Genomic DNA, 17,853 nt, shown 5'->3' on the forward strand with positions numbered 1-17,853 from the left:
CCCTTCGCTGTCAGGACCACTATGCGTCGCCTACTCTCCCTTACTCTCAGCTTAGCTCTCACACACTCAGCTTTGGCGTCCATCGCCACTTATGATCTTCTTCCTGAGGGCAGTTCATCGTCCATTTTAGTGCGAAATGGCACCTCAGAAATCGAGTCTCACAATGCAGAGCAACTCATGCCACCAGCTAGTACTCTTAAGGTAGTAACCGCATTGGCAGCCAAACTGCAGTGGCCAAACAATGAGTTTCGATTCAGTACCGAACTTCTCAAACAAGATCAGGATTACGTTGTTAGATTTAGTGGTGACCCAAGCCTTTTAAGAAAAAACCTTGAAGCACTGCTTCGCCCATTAAAAGGCAAAACCATTTCTGGTGACCTTATTTTAGATGACTCTATCTTTACCGGTTACACCCGAGGTGTGGGCTGGCCATGGGACGTACTCGGGGTCTGTTATGCTGCTCCGGTTAGTGCGGTGTCCTTGGAAGGCAACTGTGTTCAAGCCTCTATTTCCACAAACGAGAATGGCAGTAGTCGTATTTATGTGCCTTCGTTTCAACCAATTGAGGTCGTTGGCAACGTAAAGAGCCTCACAAAAGAAGAGCAGGAGCAAAGCTTCTGTGATTTAGAATTAACGACAGCTCCAAATAATACATACACCCTCTCAGGTTGCCTGCAAAAACGTAATAAACCTCTACCTCTGAAGTTCGCTCTACAGTCTCCACAGCTTTACGTAGAAAACGTCATAGAGCAGATATTTAAGTCTTGGAACACCAAACTTGAGGGCCAGATTCGCGTAGGTAAAACAGAGCGAAGAGCTAAGGTTATTGCCTCTCATCAATCGGCGCCAATCGATGAACTGCTTCAGACCATGCTTAGAGACTCAAATAACCTCTACGCGGACGCGATTACTAAGCGACTTGGTCACGAGATGTTTGATGTTTCAGGGAGCTTTGAGAGCGGTACAGCAGCACTCAAACTAATACTGAATGAGAAAGCCAATATCGACCTAAGCACGGCTGTTTTAGAAGATGGTTCAGGGCTATCACGCAACAACCGCATTCAGGCTTCAAGCATGATGCAGGTAATGGAATATATTCAGGCTCATGACAAAGAGCTAGGACTAATCGCCCTGCTACCGACCTCAGGTGAAAACGGCACTCTTAAGTATCGCCCTAGTATGCGTAAGGAGCCTATCAAGGGTAATATCCATGGTAAAAGCGGTTCACTGTTTGGCACGCATAACATGGTGGGATACGCATTGGATAGCGAAGGTAAAATACAAAAAACCTTCGTGCAGTTTGTCTCTAACTACCATCCGCCAAAGCGTGAAGGTATTGAGGCGCCCATCGTGAGCTTTGAGAAAGACTTCTATAACAAACTCATCCAGCAGACAAAAAAATAGCGGGTCTCAGACCCGCCACTCTTTTCTAGGCTATACCCAAGAAGTAGTTCACTACGCTGAAGTAGATCCACATACCTGAGATATCTACGATAGAGGCCAGCACTGGGCTTACCAAAACCGCAGGGTCGAGCTTAAACGCTCGCGCAATGATAGGCAGCACGCCACCTAGCGTGGTTGAGATAGTGATCTGGATAAACAGAGCCACCGCAACCGCGAGAGCTATAGTATTCAGGTTATAGCCACCTGTGCCAACCCCATCACTGAATAGCAAGATACGGCCCACTATCACTACAGCAATAACAAAGCCGATGCACAAAGCCACGCGACTTTCTTTCCAAAGGACAGATAGCCACTGTCTCTTTTTCAGCTCCCCAGTTGCCAAGGCTCGGATAACAAGCGTTGCCGACTGAGTACCCGTATTACCACCCGCTGCCGCAATTACCGGCATATAGATGGCAAGTAGAACCAGTTGGCTAAGAGTATCTTCATAGCTGGCGATGATAAGACCTGAAACAATCCCCATCAATGCAAGCCCGATAATCCAGCCGATACGCTGCTGTACATGCGCTAGAACGCTGGTTGATAAATAGCCCTTATGTGGCTCAGCCTCAGAGCGAATAAAACCAAGCTGATGAGCAAAGTGACGTGCACGCACATCTTCTCCACACAACTCTAGTTCGCTGATCATCTTCTGCACATAGGCTACTGAGCATTGGTTTAGCACACCAACAGCTTCCTCGATTGGCATTTTTTGAAGCAGAGCCAACTGCTGTTTTTCATCATATTGCAGAAATGCGCTAGTTGCTGCGCAGATCTCCTCACGTGAGAATGAGTTCACATCGTGAGCAATAGTAGTGTTCATTACCGTCATGGCGAATCTCCCGATTAGCTGTGCGAAAGCACGGTAACGACCATCGTAATAAAACGCATATACCCTTCTTACTTGAAGTTGCAGGGGTGTTGGCTGGCGCTCGCTCTCCCCATCACATAGTTAACCTATGCTCAGGGGCTTCACTCGCTTGCCGCCTACCTGAAACTCCAATTACTTTGGGTATAAAACCAAAGCTAAACGCCAGGTTCAGTTTTATTTACGGCTAGATATCAAGGAGAAAAATAGAAGAGAAAATAAGAAAAGGACTCCCTACCACTGTGGGCAGAGACGTTACGAATCACACCGACAGAGGTTATTTTTCTCCCTTGCTACTAGGAGGATGGTCGGTAGTGTTCATAGTTATCTCCAAAATCTGCTGGATTGGTCCAGCGGCGCGTAATATATCAAAAAGCCATTTGTGGATAAATACAAAATGAGCGCCAAAAGGCGCTCATTAAAACGGCGTTACATATTACAGTTTTACTTCAGTGTAATACGTGCAAACTTGCGCTTGCCTACTTGGAATACAAAAGTACCCGATTGTGGAACAAACTTGCTGTCTGCTACCTTCTCGCCATCAATTTTGGCTGCGCCTTGCTTAACCATGCGCATAGCTTCAGAAGACGAAGCACATAGCTCAGCTTCTTTTAGAAGATTGCTTACAGGGCGACCCACTTCGAATTCAAACTCAGGCATCTCATCTGGGATAGCACCCTTTTGGAAGCGGTTGATGAACTCTTGCTCTGCTGCATCAGCATCTGCTTCAGAGTGGAAACGAGCGATGATCTCTTTCGCCAGCAGGATCTTCACATCACGTGGGTTCTTACCTTCCGCAATATCGGTCTTAAACTGCTCAATCTCAGTTAGAGGACGGAAAGATAGACACTCGAAGTAGTTCCACATCAGGTCATCAGAGATAGACATGATCTTACCGAACATCTCTGTCGGTACGTCAGTCACACCTATGTAGTTGTTGGCTGACTTAGACATCTTCTTCTCACCGTCTAGGCCAACAAGAAGTGGCATAGTCAGTACAACCTGAGGCTTTTGACCATTGGCTTTTTGCAGTTCACGGCCCATAAGCAGGTTGAACTTCTGGTCAGTACCACCAAGCTCAACGTCAGTCTCCATTGCTACTGAATCGTAACCTTGTAGAAGTGGGTACATGAACTCGTGGATAGCGATAGGTTGCCCATTGTTATAACGCTTTTTAAAGTCGTCACGCTCTAGCATACGAGCAACCGTCTGGTTTGCTGCTAGACGAATCATGCCTTCAGCACCTAGCTCGCTCAGCCATTCAGAGTTGAACGCGATCTTGGTCTTTGCCGGATCTAGGATCTTGAAAACCTGCTCTTTATAGGTCTCGGCATTGCGCAGTACGTCTTCGCGAGTCAGCGGTGGACGCGTAGTGTTCTTACCTGTTGGGTCACCTACCATGCCGGTGAAGTCACCGATCAGGAAAGTTACGTCATGTCCAAGGTCTTGGAAGGTACGTAGCTTGTTTAGGATCACAGTGTGACCAAGATGAATATCTGGTGCTGTTGGATCGGCACCCAGTTTAATACGTAGAGGGCGATCCTCTTTCAGCTTGGCAATCAATTCTTCTTCTGGAATCAATTCATCTACGCCGCGTTTGATCTCAGCTAGCGCAGTTTCCAAATTCGCCATGTTATGCTCCCACAAAATCAGGAAAAAAATTATCCTGACAGTGTACTTGAATAGCGAACAGATTTGAAAGCCGTTAGACTAATCAAATACGAAAATTCACTATTTATACCCAGTTATCTAACGAATCGGGCTATGCTGACCATTTTTAAACGTTTACCCCTTTTGCACCGAGCGTTAATTTGCCTTTTTACTGCCATTATTTTGGTAGCCTTGTTCCTTCTTCCTGATCCTCGAGAGCTTAGAGATGAGAAGACCAACTACAAGGTAGGCAAGCTATACTCGCTGCCCATTGATGCTGATCTTTTGAAGAGCCAGCCTAGCCAGAATCAATCCCGTGTCGCTCGCTGGGCCAACTACAAGGTCCGCTCTGGTGAAAGCGCAGCTGTTCTATTTCAGCGTATCGGTCTCTCCCCTAGCCTGCTTCATCAATTGGTTACCAGCAACGATGACATCAACAAGCAGTTATCTCGACTGCGTCCAAACGATGAACTTCATTTTGGCTTCGATGCAGACGATCAACTAGTGCAGATAAAACGCAGATTGAGTGCCTACGAGACCTTTGTGGTAAAACGCGAACAATCAGGCTTCATCTCCAGTATTGAGAAGAAGCAGATAAACGTGCAGCTCAACTATGCAGAGGCAAATATCACTTCTAGCTTCTGGAACGCGGCTATCGATGCCAAGCTCACGCCAAATCAGATCATGAGTGTGGCTGGTATCTTTGGTTGGGATATCGACTTTGCTCTGGATATTCGTCCTAACGACAGCTTTAAGGTGTTGTATGAAGAGAATATTGTCGAGGGTGAACGAGTTGGCAGAGGGCGTATCTTAGCTGCACAATTTACCAACCAAGGCACCACCTTCAAGGCGATCCTTGATGAGAAGAGCGGTAACTACTACGACGAAAAAGGCCGAGCGATGAAAAAAGCCTTTTTGCGCTCTCCAGTGGATTTTCGCCGTGTAACCTCCAATTTCAATCCTAATCGTCGCCACCCAGTGACGGGCAAGATCACCGCACACCGAGGCACCGACTATGCCGCACCGGTTGGCACACCTATCTACTCAGCCGGTGATGGCATCGTGCTGAAATCTGGCTATAACCAGTTCAACGGTAACTATGTGTTTATCAAACACAGCAATATCTACATCACCAAGTATCTCCACCTGCAAAAGCGTAAGGTCAAAGGTGGTCAAAGGGTGAAGCAGGGCCAAACCATAGGCACGCTAGGCGGTACAGGCCGAGTTACGGGCCCTCACCTCCACTATGAATTCTTGGTAAATGGTGTTCATAAGAACCCGCGCACGGTAAAACTTCCAGAAGCTAAATCTCTGACTGGCAATAAGAAGAAAGAGTTTATGCAGGTAGCGGAAAAACGTCTTGGTGAACTTGAGCGATATCGAACCTTGCTCACGGCTACGGTCGATTGATATGAAAAAGCACAGCAATTGCTGTGCTTTTTTAGTTTAAGCCACTCCTTGTTGTGGCTCTTTATCCTCTAGCGACTTTGGGACGGTATCTTCTGCCTCCTGTTTCACCTTATCTCGGCCAAACATGAGTAGACACGGGGTAAGCACCAGAGTCAGCAAGGTCGCAAAGGCCAGGCCACCCGCAATTGCAGTTGCTAGCTGAGTCCACCACTGGGTACTCGGGGCTCCAATCTCTATCTTCTGGTTGATCAGGTCAACGTTGGTCTGTAGCACCATGGGCATTAGACCTAAGATGGTGGTGACGGTAGTAAGAAGTACAGGACGAAGACGCTGAACACCGGTTCGCAAAATGGCTTCCTCTTTTGGCAAACCACGCTTGCGGAGCTGATTATAGGTATCGATAAGTACGATATTGTTGTTTACCACAATACCCGCCAAGGCAATCACGCCAATGCCGGACATTATGATGCCAAACGGTCGTTGGAAAACTAACAGGCCTGCAAATACCCCTACGGTTGAGAAAAGCACTGCGCTTAGTATCAAGAACGCCTGATAGAAGCTGTTGAACTGGGTGATCAGGATCAGCGCCATCACGGCAAGAGCCGCCATAAATGCCGATTGCAGGAAGGCTGAAGAGTTTTGTTGCTCTTCGTTCTGACCTTTGATGCTGAACTCAACACCTGCTGGCAGGTTTAGTTCTTCTAAGGCTTTCTGAATAGCTGGAAGCTCGATGGCGAGGTTATATCCCTCAGCCATATCCGCCACCACATTAACAATGCGCTTTCCGTCTAAGCGATGAATAGTATCTTGCTTAGGTTCAGGTTTAACACGAGCAAAATTAGTGATTGGCACCAAACCTGAATGGGTCTTAACTCTTAGTTCATCGAAGCGCCCTATATCGCGCTTCTCGGTAGGGAAACGAACCAGTATGTCTACCTGATCATCGGTATCATCTGGCAGGTAATCCCCAACCGTTAAGCCATTAGTCACAAACTGCACCGTGTTGCCCACTAGCGTGGCATCTGCGCCAAATCTTGCTGCATCAGCTCGGTTTACATCTATAGTCCAATCAATACCCGGCTTACTAGAGTTATCGCTGATATTAGTGAGCGCTGGATTACCATCGGCCCACAAACGCACCTGCTTAGCCGCGGCATCAATCTGAGATGGGTCGCGCGCAGTCACCTCGATAACCAAGTCGTTCTCTACCGGAGGACCTGCGTCTGGGAATTTATACTCAATCTCCACTCCGGCAAATTTATCTGTGCGCTCTCGAAGCTCTTCAATAATGTCTTTAACCGGACGTCGATATTGCCAATCCACCGGAGTCACTTGGACCGTACCTATCTCCTCATCACCACCGGTTCGGGTATAGACACTCTCAAGCTCGGGATGCCCGACTATCTCGTTCTCTATCTGACGCATGATGCGATCTTTTTCTTGGATAGAGAGATCGCCGTAAGAGCGAGCCTTAACGTTGAAATACGGTGGATCTACCTCGGGGAAGAATTCTGCACCCAGCCCAGCCTTGTTGTAGGCAAAGCCAACCGCAAACGCCATTAGCACTGCACTCAACAACACTTTGAGCGGATGCTTTATAGCGATGGCTAAGGTGTGATAGTAGAGCCAAGTAATCCCTGTGGCTTTTTCGAAATTGCCCTCATGGATCTCCTGCATGCGGCGCTGAGTCTTGAGGTTCATATACTGGGGTTTACCCACCAGGCTGCCCAATACTGGAACGAAGATAAGCGCCATTACTAAGGATGCACTTAGGGTAGCAATCAGGGTAAGTGGTAGGTATTTCATAAACTCGCCCGTGGTATCGGGCCAGAACAACAAGGGAGCGAACGCAGCGAGCGTAGTCGCAGTAGAAGCGGTTATAGGCCAAGCCATACGCTTAGCCGCTTCTCTATAGGCCTGCTCTCTTGGCACACCTTCTTGCATCTTACGGTCGGCAAACTCGGTGACTACGATAGCACCATCCACCAGCATACCTACCGCCATGATCAGCGAAAACAGCACCACAATATTGACGGTTAAGCCAAATACAGACAGCACCAATAAACCAGTAAGGAATGAGCCAGGTATAGAAATCCCCACCAGTAGCGCGGTGCGCACACCTAATATGGCAATGATAACGATGACCACCAGAATAATCGCAGAAAGCACGTTGTTCTGCAGATCCGTGAGCATCATGTCCACATCTTTGGAGTCATCGTAGGTGTACTTAACCAATAGGTTATCCGGCCATTGGTCAGTCTGCATCGCACGTTCAATAACAGCCTTAACTAAGCCTACCGATTCTATGATGTTCTCACCGGCGCGCTTTTTAACGTCCAGGACCACTGCGCTCTCACCGTCGAGGCGAGCAAAGCTCTCTGGGTCTCTAAACGAGCGACGAATAGTCGCCACATCGGCAAAGGTGATGACCTCTTTTCCATCCACCTTGACCGGAAGCTCCATCACATCCTGCAAGGAGGCAAATACCGAAGGCACCTTAACCGAGAAGCGCCCATAGCCAGTATCGACAAAACCAGCGGCTACTACTCGGTTGCTAGCGGCAATCAGGTTATAGATATCACCTTGGTCTAAGCCGTAGCTCTCCATTAGAAGCGGATCAACAATAACCTCGACGATATCCTCTCGGTCACCAGCTATATCCACTTCCAAGATCTGCTTAAAAGCCTCGAGTCTATCCTGAAGCTGACGACCTATTTGCACTATGGTTCGCTCAGGTACGGTCCCATATAAAGCAACGGACAATACCGGCTGTTCGCTGGCTAACGTGACCTCATTAACCGTAGGGTCGTCAGCGTCTTGCGGCAGCTTAGATTTGGCAAGGTCGACCGCCTCACGCACATCCGTCATCGCTTTGTTGAGATCTGAACCTGCGACAAACTCCAGTGTCACTGAGCCGTGCCCCTCTGAGGCAGTCGCGGTCATCTTCTTCACCCCTTCGATAGAGCGAAGCTCCTGCTCAATTGGGCGAACCAACAAGCGCTCCGCATCCAAAGGTGAAATGCCTTGATGTCCTACCGAGACATAGATGATAGGGATAGTAATATCAGGACTAGATTCTTTGGGGATAGTTAAATAGGTGCCGACACCTGCGATGATCAGCATCACCAGCAGGGTCAAAATAGTGCGAGAGCGGGAAAGGGCTGCGTCTATCAGAGCATACATAGTATCGCTCCCTACTGACGCACAGCGATAACGCGGTCACCGTCGCGCACAAAGCCCTGCCCTGTGGTAACGATGTCTACCTTGTCACCCAAGCCGGAGAGCCATACCCCGTCTTGTTCAGCTTTTACTATCTGGATAGGCACAAACTTGATCACATCCTCTTGCTCAAGGGTCTTAACGCCCAAGTTACCTTCTTCATCTAGCGCAAGCATAGCCGGGGTGATCTTCACTGCCATCTTGGTTTCAAGTTCAAGCCCCACCTCAGCGCTCACACCCGAAGGAATCATCTGATCGGCATTGGCTATTTCTATTTCAATTGGGAAGGTATTAGTCGCAAGAGATGAGTTGCGGGATACGTATCTCAAGGTGCCCGAGATTTTTTCGCCGCCTAGCAAGGTAATGCTGGCAGACTGCCCTTTTTTCACCTGCTGAATATGGCGCTCACTCAGGTCAGCCTCGATAACCAGTTTCTCAAGGTCGATAAGGTGCGCTACCTCATCACCGCTGGCCACATAGTCACCCACCTCAACGATAAGTCTGTCTACCACACCCGCAAACGGAGCGCGAATCACGCTGTTTCGGATAGCCAGTTTTACATTCGCAACCGTTGCCTTAGCGTTAGCCAGTTCCGCCTCTGCAGTGGTAAAGGCAACCTCGTTCTGCAGGCCACGTTTTTTCAAGGTGGTTGCCGCTTCATACTCTTTTTGCTTTACGCGCAGTAGTGCGTTGGCACGAACCAACTGGATCTCAAGGTCACCCTTGTCGATAGTTGCGATCACCTGACCGCGCTTGACCATAGCGCCTTTGCGAACGCGCAAGCTCTCGATAGTACCTGCCAGCTCAGCACTCAGATGGACATCACGATTGGGCGCAGTGCGACCATATAGCTCTATCTTGCGAGCCACAGGTTCTGCGTCAAATGAAGAGACAATTACCCTAGCGAGAGGGACGTCTTTTTTAGAGGGAGAGGCTTGGGAAGATTCTTCTGCTCTTAGGGCACCGGCGCCAAGCCATGCCCCTAGAGCGAGAATCAGGATTAATGAGATGATCCACGGGCGCTGCGAAACCGCTCGCCCTAGCGTTGAGAATGCCATAAAAATCCTTTTCTAGTAGTTAGGCTACATCAGTGTATTTGTTAACTACTACGACTAATCAATTCAATCTGATTAGTATACAAAGTCTCACTTTGTAAGTCTGGGCAAGGGATCACACACTAAATGAAGCGCCACAGCCACAAGTGGTGGTCGCATTCGGGTTATCGATAAAGAAGCGCGCGCCTTCTAGGCCTTCCGTATAATCTACGGTACCGCCAATCAGATATTGTAGCGACATAGGGTCAACAACTAGGGTTACCTCGTCTTTTACAATGACTGCATCGCCGTCGTTTACTTTCTCATCGAAGGTAAAACCGTATTGGAAACCACTACAACCACCACCAGTGATGTAAACGCGCAGTTTCAACTCTGGGTTTTCTTCTTCTGTAATCAGAACCTTAACGCGTGCTGCTGCCGCGTCCGAGAAATTCAAAGGTACATCTAGTTCACTCACTGGAACTTCTCCTACAAACCATGTTGTCGCTAAAAGATCCGTTGATTATGTAATACCCGAGCAAAGTGTTCAAGTATTCTGAGAATTTGCACCTTGTCTCGCCTTGTAAGTTAAGTTGCGTGTACAATAGCGCCACTTTTCGAATGCAAGGATTCATAGAATGAGCAAATCAGAAGAACTGTATCAACAAGCTCAAACAGTTATCCCTGGCGGTGTGAACTCTCCAGTTCGTGCCTTTAATGGTGTGGGTGGCTCGCCACTCTTTATTGAGAAAGCAGACGGCTCTCGCATCTATGATGCCGATGGCAAAGCTTATATCGACTACGTTGGCTCTTGGGGTCCTATGATCCTTGGCCACAACAACGCCGCCATTCGTGACGCGGTAGTTGAAGCGGCACAGCGCGGTCTTAGCTTTGGCGCACCGACTGAGCTTGAAATCGAGATGGCAAAACTGGTATCTCGCATCGTTCCTTCTATGGAGCAAGTTCGCATGGTGAGCTCAGGTACTGAAGCAACCATGAGTGCCATCCGTCTAGCTCGTGGCTTCACTAGCCGTGACAAGATCATCAAGTTTGAAGGTTGCTACCACGGTCATGCTGACAGCCTACTGGTTAAAGCTGGCTCTGGCGCCCTAACCCTAGGCCAGCCGAGCTCTCCTGGCGTTCCTGCTGACTTTGCCAAGCACACCCTTACCGCAACCTTTAATGACATCGAGTCAGTAAAGTCTCTGTTTGAAGCAAACAAAGATGAGGTGGCATGTATCATAGTTGAGCCTGTTGCAGGCAACATGAACTGCATCCCACCAGTAAACGGCTTCCTGACACAACTTCGTGACGTATGTGACCAGTACGGCGCACTACTGATCTTTGATGAAGTAATGACGGGCTTCCGCGTAGCTGAAGGCTGTGCTCAGGCTTACTACGAAGTAAAACCAGACCTAACTACGCTAGGCAAGGTTATCGGTGGCGGTATGCCAGTAGGTGCCTTCGGTGGTCGTAAAGAGGTAATGCAATACATCGCGCCAACCGGCCCGGTTTATCAAGCGGGTACCCTTTCAGGTAACCCAATCGCTATGGCTGCCGGTTATGCATGCCTGACTGAGCTTACTAAAGAAGGCAACGAACAGCGCCTGTCTGAGGTAACCGCGAAGCTTGCGAATGGCTTCAAGGCAGCAGCAGATAAGCAAGGCGTGCCACTTCTTGTAAACCAAGTAGGCGGCATGTTCGGTTTCTTCTTTACTGATAGGAGCGAAGTGACCTGCTATCAAGACGTAGCTGAGTGTGACGTTGAGCGCTTTAAAACCTTCTTCCACCTAATGCTGGAAGAGGGCGTATATCTGGCTCCGTCTGCGTTTGAAGCAAGCTTTACCTCTCTTTCGCATAGTGATGAAGATATCAAGGCAACCATCGCGGCTGCTGAGCGCTGTTTCGCTAAGTTAAAGTAATTTAATCATAAAATAGCAAAGCACAGGGCCTTCACCCTGTGCTTTTTTTGTGCTTGGGTATATGATTTAGTCACTATATGAACTCTGGTTTCTAATGTGCAAGTGCCTGAAAAAAATAAGCTAAATTCAAGTCAGTGGTTACTTATCGTTGCCCTTATCGCTGCAGCATACGCCTGTTACACCCTGATCACCCCTTACATCAACTCCATAGTGATGGCCTTCATCATCTCACTATTGATGTTCCCTATTCATGAAAAGCTAGAGCAAAAGATGCCGAGTATGCCCAACACCTCGGCACTGCTCTCCTGCATCATCTTGACCTTTATCGTGGTTATCCCGCTGCTGTTGGTGTTTACGGCTATTGTCCAGCAAGGCTCCAGCTTTTCGCAAGATGTCTATCGCTGGGTAAGCGGAGGCGGCATCCAAGAGATGTTCTCTCAGCCATGGATAGTGAAAGGTTTAGACCTAGTTAATAAGTATCTACCGTTCGATACCCTAGAGCCATCAGAGATTGGACAAAAGATTGCAGAGCTTGCATCGACCTTTGGTAGTAACCTTGTGGCTATCAGCGCCACGGTTATCGGCAACGCCACCAATTTCTTGCTTAACTTTGGTTTGATGCTGTTCGTGCTGTTTTTCCTACTGCGCGATCACGACAAGATCATCGCAGGCATGCGCCACATCCTTCCTTTATCTCGCTCACAAGAAGACAGGTTGTTAAATGAAATAGAGCAAGTATCCAAGTCTGCGGTAATGGGCTCTTTCCTAACCGCTATCGCGCAAGGCTTTGCTGGCGGTATCGCCATGTGGCTTTCGGGTTTCCCTGGCCTATTCTGGGGTACCATGATGGGCTTTGCCTCTTTCATCCCTGTTATCGGTACCGCACTTATCTGGGTGCCTGCCTGTATCTATCTACTGTTCATTGGAGAAACTGGCTGGGCCATCTTCCTGTTGGTTTGGTCTGTGGCTATCGTGGGCTCTATCGATAACATCTTACGTCCGCTTCTTATGCAAGGTAGCGCAGGTATGAGCACACTAATGATCTTCTTTTCTCTTCTTGGCGGTTTGCATGTGTTCGGCTTAATTGGTTTAATCTACGGCCCGTTGATCTTCGCCATCACCTTGGTGCTGTTCAACATGTATGAAGAGGAGTTTAAAGACTTCCTCGACCAACAAGATCAAAGATAATCACGAGTTAGTTTTATGAGTGCCTACACTGCCCCAAGCCAAATTGCCGAGCGTCAACTTGAATACTTTTCAGGAAAGCGTGTGGTGGTTGCCGGTGAAGCGGAAGACCTATTTCCAAAACAACTGGCACAGGTTGCCGAGTCGGTAACCGTATTCACCACCCATTTTGGCTACCACCAGCAGATGCAAAGCCAAGGTATCTCGAGCCAATTCGGAGTTGAGTACGATAACGCTGACAATAGCGACATGGTTTTGTTGTACTGGCCAAAAGCGAAGAGCGAAGCTCAGTTTCTGCTAAATATGCTTCTTAATAAGCTTGGTAATGAGACTGAAATCGTGGTCATCGGAGAAAACCGTTCTGGAGTGAAAAGCATCGAGAAGATGTTTAAGCCGTTCGGTCCCATCAATAAATACGACTCGGCGAGACGCTGCTCCTTTTATTGGGGGATCTGTCAAGAAGCGCCGAGCGAGTTCGACCTCGAAAGCTACTTTAAGTCATACCCTGTAAGCCTTGGCGAACACAAGCTGGATGTCATCAGTATGCCTGGTGTATTCAGCCATGGTGAGTTTGATCTGGGAACTAAACTGCTTTTGGATAACCTGCCAAAACTGTCTGGTAAGGTTCTGGATTTTGGTTGTGGCGCAGGTATTATCGGCACTGCGATGAAGCTGGCGAACCCTGATATTCAGGTTGAGATGTGTGATATCAGCGCCTTCGCGCTTGAATCGAGCAAGCGCACCCTCAAGGCTAATGGTGTTGAAGGTAAGGTATTTGCCAGTGATGTCTATTCGCACACTAGCGATGACTACCGCTTTATCGTCAGCAACCCACCATTCCACTCAGGTCTAGATACCAGCTACAGCGCCACCGAAACCCTGCTAGAAAAAGCGCCAAACAAGCTAGTAAAGAGCGGTGAACTAGTTATCGTCGCGAATAGCTTTTTGAAGTATCCGCCTATCATTGAGAAGGCTTTCGGCAACAATACTGTGCTGGATAAAACCACCAAATTTGCCATTTACCACGCAAGCAAGTAACCCACTGTGTCCTAATAACTCAGTGCGCCTTCGCCTAAGATGGCGCACACTATCCAAATCTGAGCGAGTACGGAAAAACTTATTTTTCGTCGTTAAAAATGTGTGAGGCAACACGCTTTTCCAACGACTCACTTTGTCAAAGCCTTTAGCAAGGGTACATTTCAAGACATCTTGGGTTATATGTGTCTTGCTTTTCATGTCTCAAAATTCCACTGCGCCAAAATTTAAACGTATCAAAAGTAACCTGATGGCCATCTTCTTGGTGATCAGCCTTACCCCTATGTTGGTGGTTGGATACTTCTTCCTTCGCTCCCACAGCTTAGATCTCACAGAGCAGAGCACGCAGTATCTAATCGCTGCGCGAAATGGAGCGAGTCAGAAGGTATCCACCTACTTCAATAACCTTGATGCGGAAGTGGTAGGCTTTGTTCATTCTGAGCTTGCTTACTCCAGTGGTGGCCGCTTCTACGGGTTGATCGATGCCTTTCGTCGCCTCGGAGAGAATGTAGAGGAATCTCGTGAGATAGGACAAAAGCGCTATATTCCAGGCTCGGGAGATGTGATTAGTCAGCCGACAACTCGAGAATCGGCGAACTATGTGGGGGTTGAGCGCTACCGCCTGATCCATGCTCGCTACCAGAACACCTTCCTAGACCTTCTAAAGCGTTCGGACTTTGATGACATCCTACTGGTGGATCTAGATGGCAACGTTGCCTATTCAGCCCTTAAGAACGACTATTATGCCACCAACCTAGACTCAGGGCGCTATCACAACAGCGAACTGGGAAAGCTGTTTGAGTCGTTAAAGAGCACTATGTCGAACAAGCAGAAAGACCTGTTGGACTATAACGACTTGGTATTGATGAGTGACTTTAGCCAGAACACAGGCAAAGACATTGATCAGAAGGTAGTGTGGTTTGCCGCGCCTATTATCCAGCAAGGCTACCTGCACAGCTACGCCTTTGCCCGCCTTCCAATAGAACGACTAAGCAATCTTATCGACAGCGATCCAACTGACAATGTCAGCATCATGCTATTGGATCAGCATCAAAACCTGCTTGCTGGTAGTCCAGATCAGTTAGAAGAGGTCATCGCACTCACTCAAACTGAGCCTCAGGCAGATCTTACTCAGTACGTGGATAACGACAATGAAACGATCATGGCTTCATTCGCACCTGTCTCAGTGCACGGTATGCAGTGGTCGGTATTCTCTCAATCACCTGAAGACCTCGCCTTCGCGCGCGTTTCCAACCTACAGATGCTGTTTGTGGGTATCGTAGTGGTGGCACTGGTGTTGGTGTTTATCACCTCGGCCTATCTATCGAACCTGATCACCCGTCCACTGCTTAAATTAACCTGGGCAGCTGAACGCATCTCAGCCGGTCACCTAGAAGAGAAAGTAGAGGGAGCTGAGCGCGAGGACGAGATTGGTCGACTGGCTGTCAGCTTTGAGCGTATGCAGCGCTCGGTCCGTGAGAAAATCGAACTAATTGAAAAACAAAAGCAAGAGTTAGAGTACAACCTTCAGACCATTGCCGAACAAAACCAAGAACTGCAACTGGCAGATAAACTAAAAGATGAATTCCTAGCCACCACCTCACACGAACTTCGGACCCCACTGCACGGTATGATAGGCGTGGCTCAAACGCTTCTCTCTGGTGCACATGGAGATATCCCGAGTGCGCAGAGATTCCAGTTAGAGATCATCATCAACAGTGGTAACCGGCTTTCTAATCTAGTGGATGATCTGCTGGACTATCACAAGATGCGCTATGGGGATCTCAAGCTGGATCAACACGCAGTATCGGTCGCTTCATCGGCACAACTGGTGGTCGAACTCTCTAACCACCTTATCGAAGATAAACCTGTGCGCCTTCTAAACCATATCGACCCTCGCCTACCTATGGTGAGCGCTGACCCGCAACGCTTAGAGCAGGTGCTGTATAACCTTGTCGGGAACGCCATCAAGTTCACTAACGAAGGTAAAGTGGTGCTAAATGCTACCGAGCAAGACGACAGCTTAGTAATAGAGGTCATCGATACTGGTCGCGGCATTCCAGAACAAGACCTTGAAACCATCTTTGAACCCCTGATGCAGAGTCAATCTGCGCGCTATCAACACGGCACAGGTCTTGGGCTTTCCATCAGCAAGCGTCTTATTGAACTCATGGATGGTGAACTTAGCGTTAGCAGTCAGCCTCTGCTGGGCACTACCTTCAGGCTAACTCTGCCCCTAGCGACAGAAGAGCAGCTCAACCAGCAGGTAGAGGGTACCCACTTTAAAGCCGAAACCACCGAGCAAATAAAGCTATCAGAAGAGCCAAGCGCTCTGCCAGAGAACCCAGATGGTGAACTGATCCTGATTGCCGATGATGAGCCGGTAAACCTGAAAATCCTAGAGAGTTTCCTTCGAATCGAGGGCTATCGGGTTGAATGTGCTAGCGACGGACAGCAAGCCCTAGATAAAGTGGCAGAGCAAAAACCGGCTGTGCTTCTATTGGATATTATGATGCCAGAGCTCAGCGGTTATGAGGTGTGTGAAAAGCTCCGCACTAAGTACTCTCGACATGAACTTCCAATCATTATGCTCACCGCCCTTAACCAGACCGAGGATAAGATCAAAGGTTTCGAGTGTGGTGCCAACGACTATCTAGTGAAGCCGTTTAATAAGCAGGAGCTATCAGCGCGTATCGGTGTACACATCGATGCCAGTGTTTCTGAAGAGAGGAAACAGCAGAACCTAGTCCTCACCCAAGAGTTGTCACAACTAGAACAGACCGAGGCGATCCTTCTAGATACTCAAACCAGACTGCTTGAGCAGCTGGAGAATACCCCTGAGGCAATTGTCTGTGTCAACGATAAGCATAAGATCAGCTATGCCAACCAAACTGCTACTCAGCTGTTTAAACGCTCTATAGAGCAGCTCAAGCGCTCTAGCATAGAAGAGTTTATTGGACCGAAATATCTCAGCTTCGATCAGCCACACCGCAGTATCGATATCGATATCTTTGTGGATGAAGAGAAGCAGAGCGTGCCGAGTGATATCTTCACTTTGCCTTTAGAGACTGGTATGCGTGGCATGTTTATCTTTAACAATGACCCACACAAGGTTAATCAGCGCGTCGCAGATCTAGAGGTTGCTCTAGATGCTATGTCGCATTACGCCTTTGCCGGTGACAAGTCACAGCTCGACTTGATACGCGAGCTTGGCGGCGACTTCTCTAAGCTGGTAGAAAAGGTTGAGGGAGAGAAGAACGGTAAACAGCAAACCCTAAGGCAGCTGCTGGTTGAATGTATGACCTTAGCCATAGAGTATTGGGAAAGCCACGAAGGGCAGACCAAGTTTACCTTTGCTGAGCAGAGTGGTTTATGGCGCGTCTACCTCGACAGAAGCACCTTACAGACCCGCACCCTAGACAAGTACCTAAGGGTTGAAACCCTGCCTAAAACGCCGCGCTGGCGCACCGTACTTAACTCGTTGGATTTCATCCTAACCCACTCAGACAGAGACGATGCACAGCGTGCACAGTTGCTTTCACTGCGTGACCAACTCCAATACCAGGTCACGCAGAATTAAGTCTCATCCAACCGCATAAAGCCCCCTTATCGGGGCTTTTTTATTGCCACAAATAAACCTCAATAATCAGTGCTAAATAACAACTAAAAACTCGGAAATAAGCTCGTTACAACAGGGTCAAAAGACGATTTTATCCATTATTGAGAGTGTTATCACAACATTACAAGCAAGTTAATTTTAACTCGCAAACTAAGTCCTGAAAATTGCTAACATCGAGATCTCACAAGATTAAAAACAGATATAAAAGCCATACATTTAACAGCCCAATAGGTAAGTAAGCACCAACAAACAACTCAATATCTAAGTTAATAGCACTCATAGCATGAGGTGAATATTGCATCACAATCACGAAATTTTTAACGATTTTAACGGGGTTTGAGGGTGTTTTGACGGTTTTAACAACTAGGCAAATTGACGATTTTTACAGGAAAGACAATTCTACAAGCAACCAAAGGGTTTGAGCCCCACTGTCCCCCAAGACGAAAGCAGTGATACCGGCGGAAAGAA

The 17,853-nt window shown here is 48.1% G+C and carries 11 protein-coding genes; 6 read left to right on the forward strand and 5 right to left on the reverse strand.

Translation table 11 applies throughout. The annotated features are described in order from the left end of the window. Positions 1-21: 21 nt before the first annotated feature. Positions 22-1,404 (forward strand): serine-type D-Ala-D-Ala carboxypeptidase, encoded by a 1,383-nt coding sequence (gene dacB, locus Pcarn_RS11005; protein ID WP_261833917.1) that lies wholly within the window; start codon positions 22-24, stop codon positions 1,402-1,404. A 25-nt stretch (positions 1,405-1,429) separates the two neighbouring features. Here dacB and Pcarn_RS11010 read toward each other — a convergent pair whose 3' ends face one another. Together Pcarn_RS11010 and tyrS are read right to left on the reverse strand one after the other, a co-directional pair. Next, a complete protein-coding gene (locus Pcarn_RS11010; RefSeq protein WP_261833918.1) occupies positions 1,430-2,275 on the reverse strand; it encodes a magnesium transporter in 846 nt (281 codons plus the stop codon). A 480-nt stretch (positions 2,276-2,755) separates the two neighbouring features. After that, positions 2,756-3,943, reverse strand: a complete 1,188-nt coding sequence (tyrS, locus tag Pcarn_RS11015; RefSeq protein ID WP_261833919.1) for a tyrosine--tRNA ligase — start codon at positions 3,941-3,943, stop codon at positions 2,756-2,758. Between the two features lie 132 nt (positions 3,944-4,075). Between tyrS and Pcarn_RS11020 the strand changes: the two genes are divergently transcribed. After that, positions 4,076-5,371, forward strand: a complete 1,296-nt coding sequence (locus Pcarn_RS11020) for a peptidoglycan DD-metalloendopeptidase family protein (RefSeq protein ID WP_261833920.1) — start codon at positions 4,076-4,078, stop codon at positions 5,369-5,371. A gap of 36 nt (positions 5,372-5,407) precedes the next feature. Here Pcarn_RS11020 and Pcarn_RS11025 read toward each other — a convergent pair whose 3' ends face one another. The 3 genes from Pcarn_RS11025 to erpA all read right to left on the reverse strand — a co-directional run bounded on the left by Pcarn_RS11025 (position 5,408) and on the right by erpA (position 10,102). Then, on the reverse strand, positions 5,408-8,554 hold the full coding sequence (locus tag Pcarn_RS11025) for an efflux RND transporter permease subunit (protein ID WP_261833921.1): 3,147 nt from the start codon (positions 8,552-8,554) through the stop codon (positions 5,408-5,410). A gap of 11 nt (positions 8,555-8,565) precedes the next feature. Continuing rightward, the gene (locus tag Pcarn_RS11030) at positions 8,566-9,648 is read right to left on the reverse strand and encodes an efflux RND transporter periplasmic adaptor subunit (protein ID WP_261833922.1); all 1,083 of its coding nucleotides are present in this window, start codon (positions 9,646-9,648) and stop codon (positions 8,566-8,568) included. Between the two features lie 112 nt (positions 9,649-9,760). Next, complete coding sequence (gene erpA, locus Pcarn_RS11035) at positions 9,761-10,102, reverse strand: iron-sulfur cluster insertion protein ErpA (protein WP_261833923.1); 342 nt, start codon at positions 10,100-10,102, stop codon at positions 9,761-9,763. A gap of 160 nt (positions 10,103-10,262) precedes the next feature. Between erpA and hemL the strand changes: the two genes are divergently transcribed. The 4 genes from hemL (at position 10,263) to Pcarn_RS11055 (ending at position 17,346) form a co-directional block, all read left to right on the forward strand. Continuing rightward, a complete protein-coding gene (gene hemL, locus Pcarn_RS11040; protein WP_261833924.1) occupies positions 10,263-11,546 on the forward strand; it encodes a glutamate-1-semialdehyde 2,1-aminomutase in 1,284 nt (427 codons plus the stop codon). Positions 11,547-11,648: 102 nt separating this feature from the next. Further along, entirely contained in the window at positions 11,649-12,734 is a 1,086-nt protein-coding gene (locus Pcarn_RS11045; protein WP_261833925.1) for an AI-2E family transporter, read from the forward strand. 15 nt (positions 12,735-12,749) lie between these two features. Then, positions 12,750-13,769, forward strand: a complete 1,020-nt coding sequence (gene rsmC / locus Pcarn_RS11050) for a 16S rRNA (guanine(1207)-N(2))-methyltransferase RsmC (protein WP_261833926.1) — start codon at positions 12,750-12,752, stop codon at positions 13,767-13,769. Positions 13,770-13,965: 196 nt separating this feature from the next. Then, the gene (locus Pcarn_RS11055; protein WP_261833927.1) at positions 13,966-17,346 is read left to right on the forward strand and encodes an ATP-binding protein; all 3,381 of its coding nucleotides are present in this window, start codon (positions 13,966-13,968) and stop codon (positions 17,344-17,346) included. Positions 17,347-17,853 lie beyond the last annotated feature (507 nt).

Source organism: Vibrio ishigakensis (genome assembly GCF_024347675.1).
GTDB lineage: Bacteria > Pseudomonadota > Gammaproteobacteria > Enterobacterales > Vibrionaceae > Vibrio > Vibrio ishigakensis.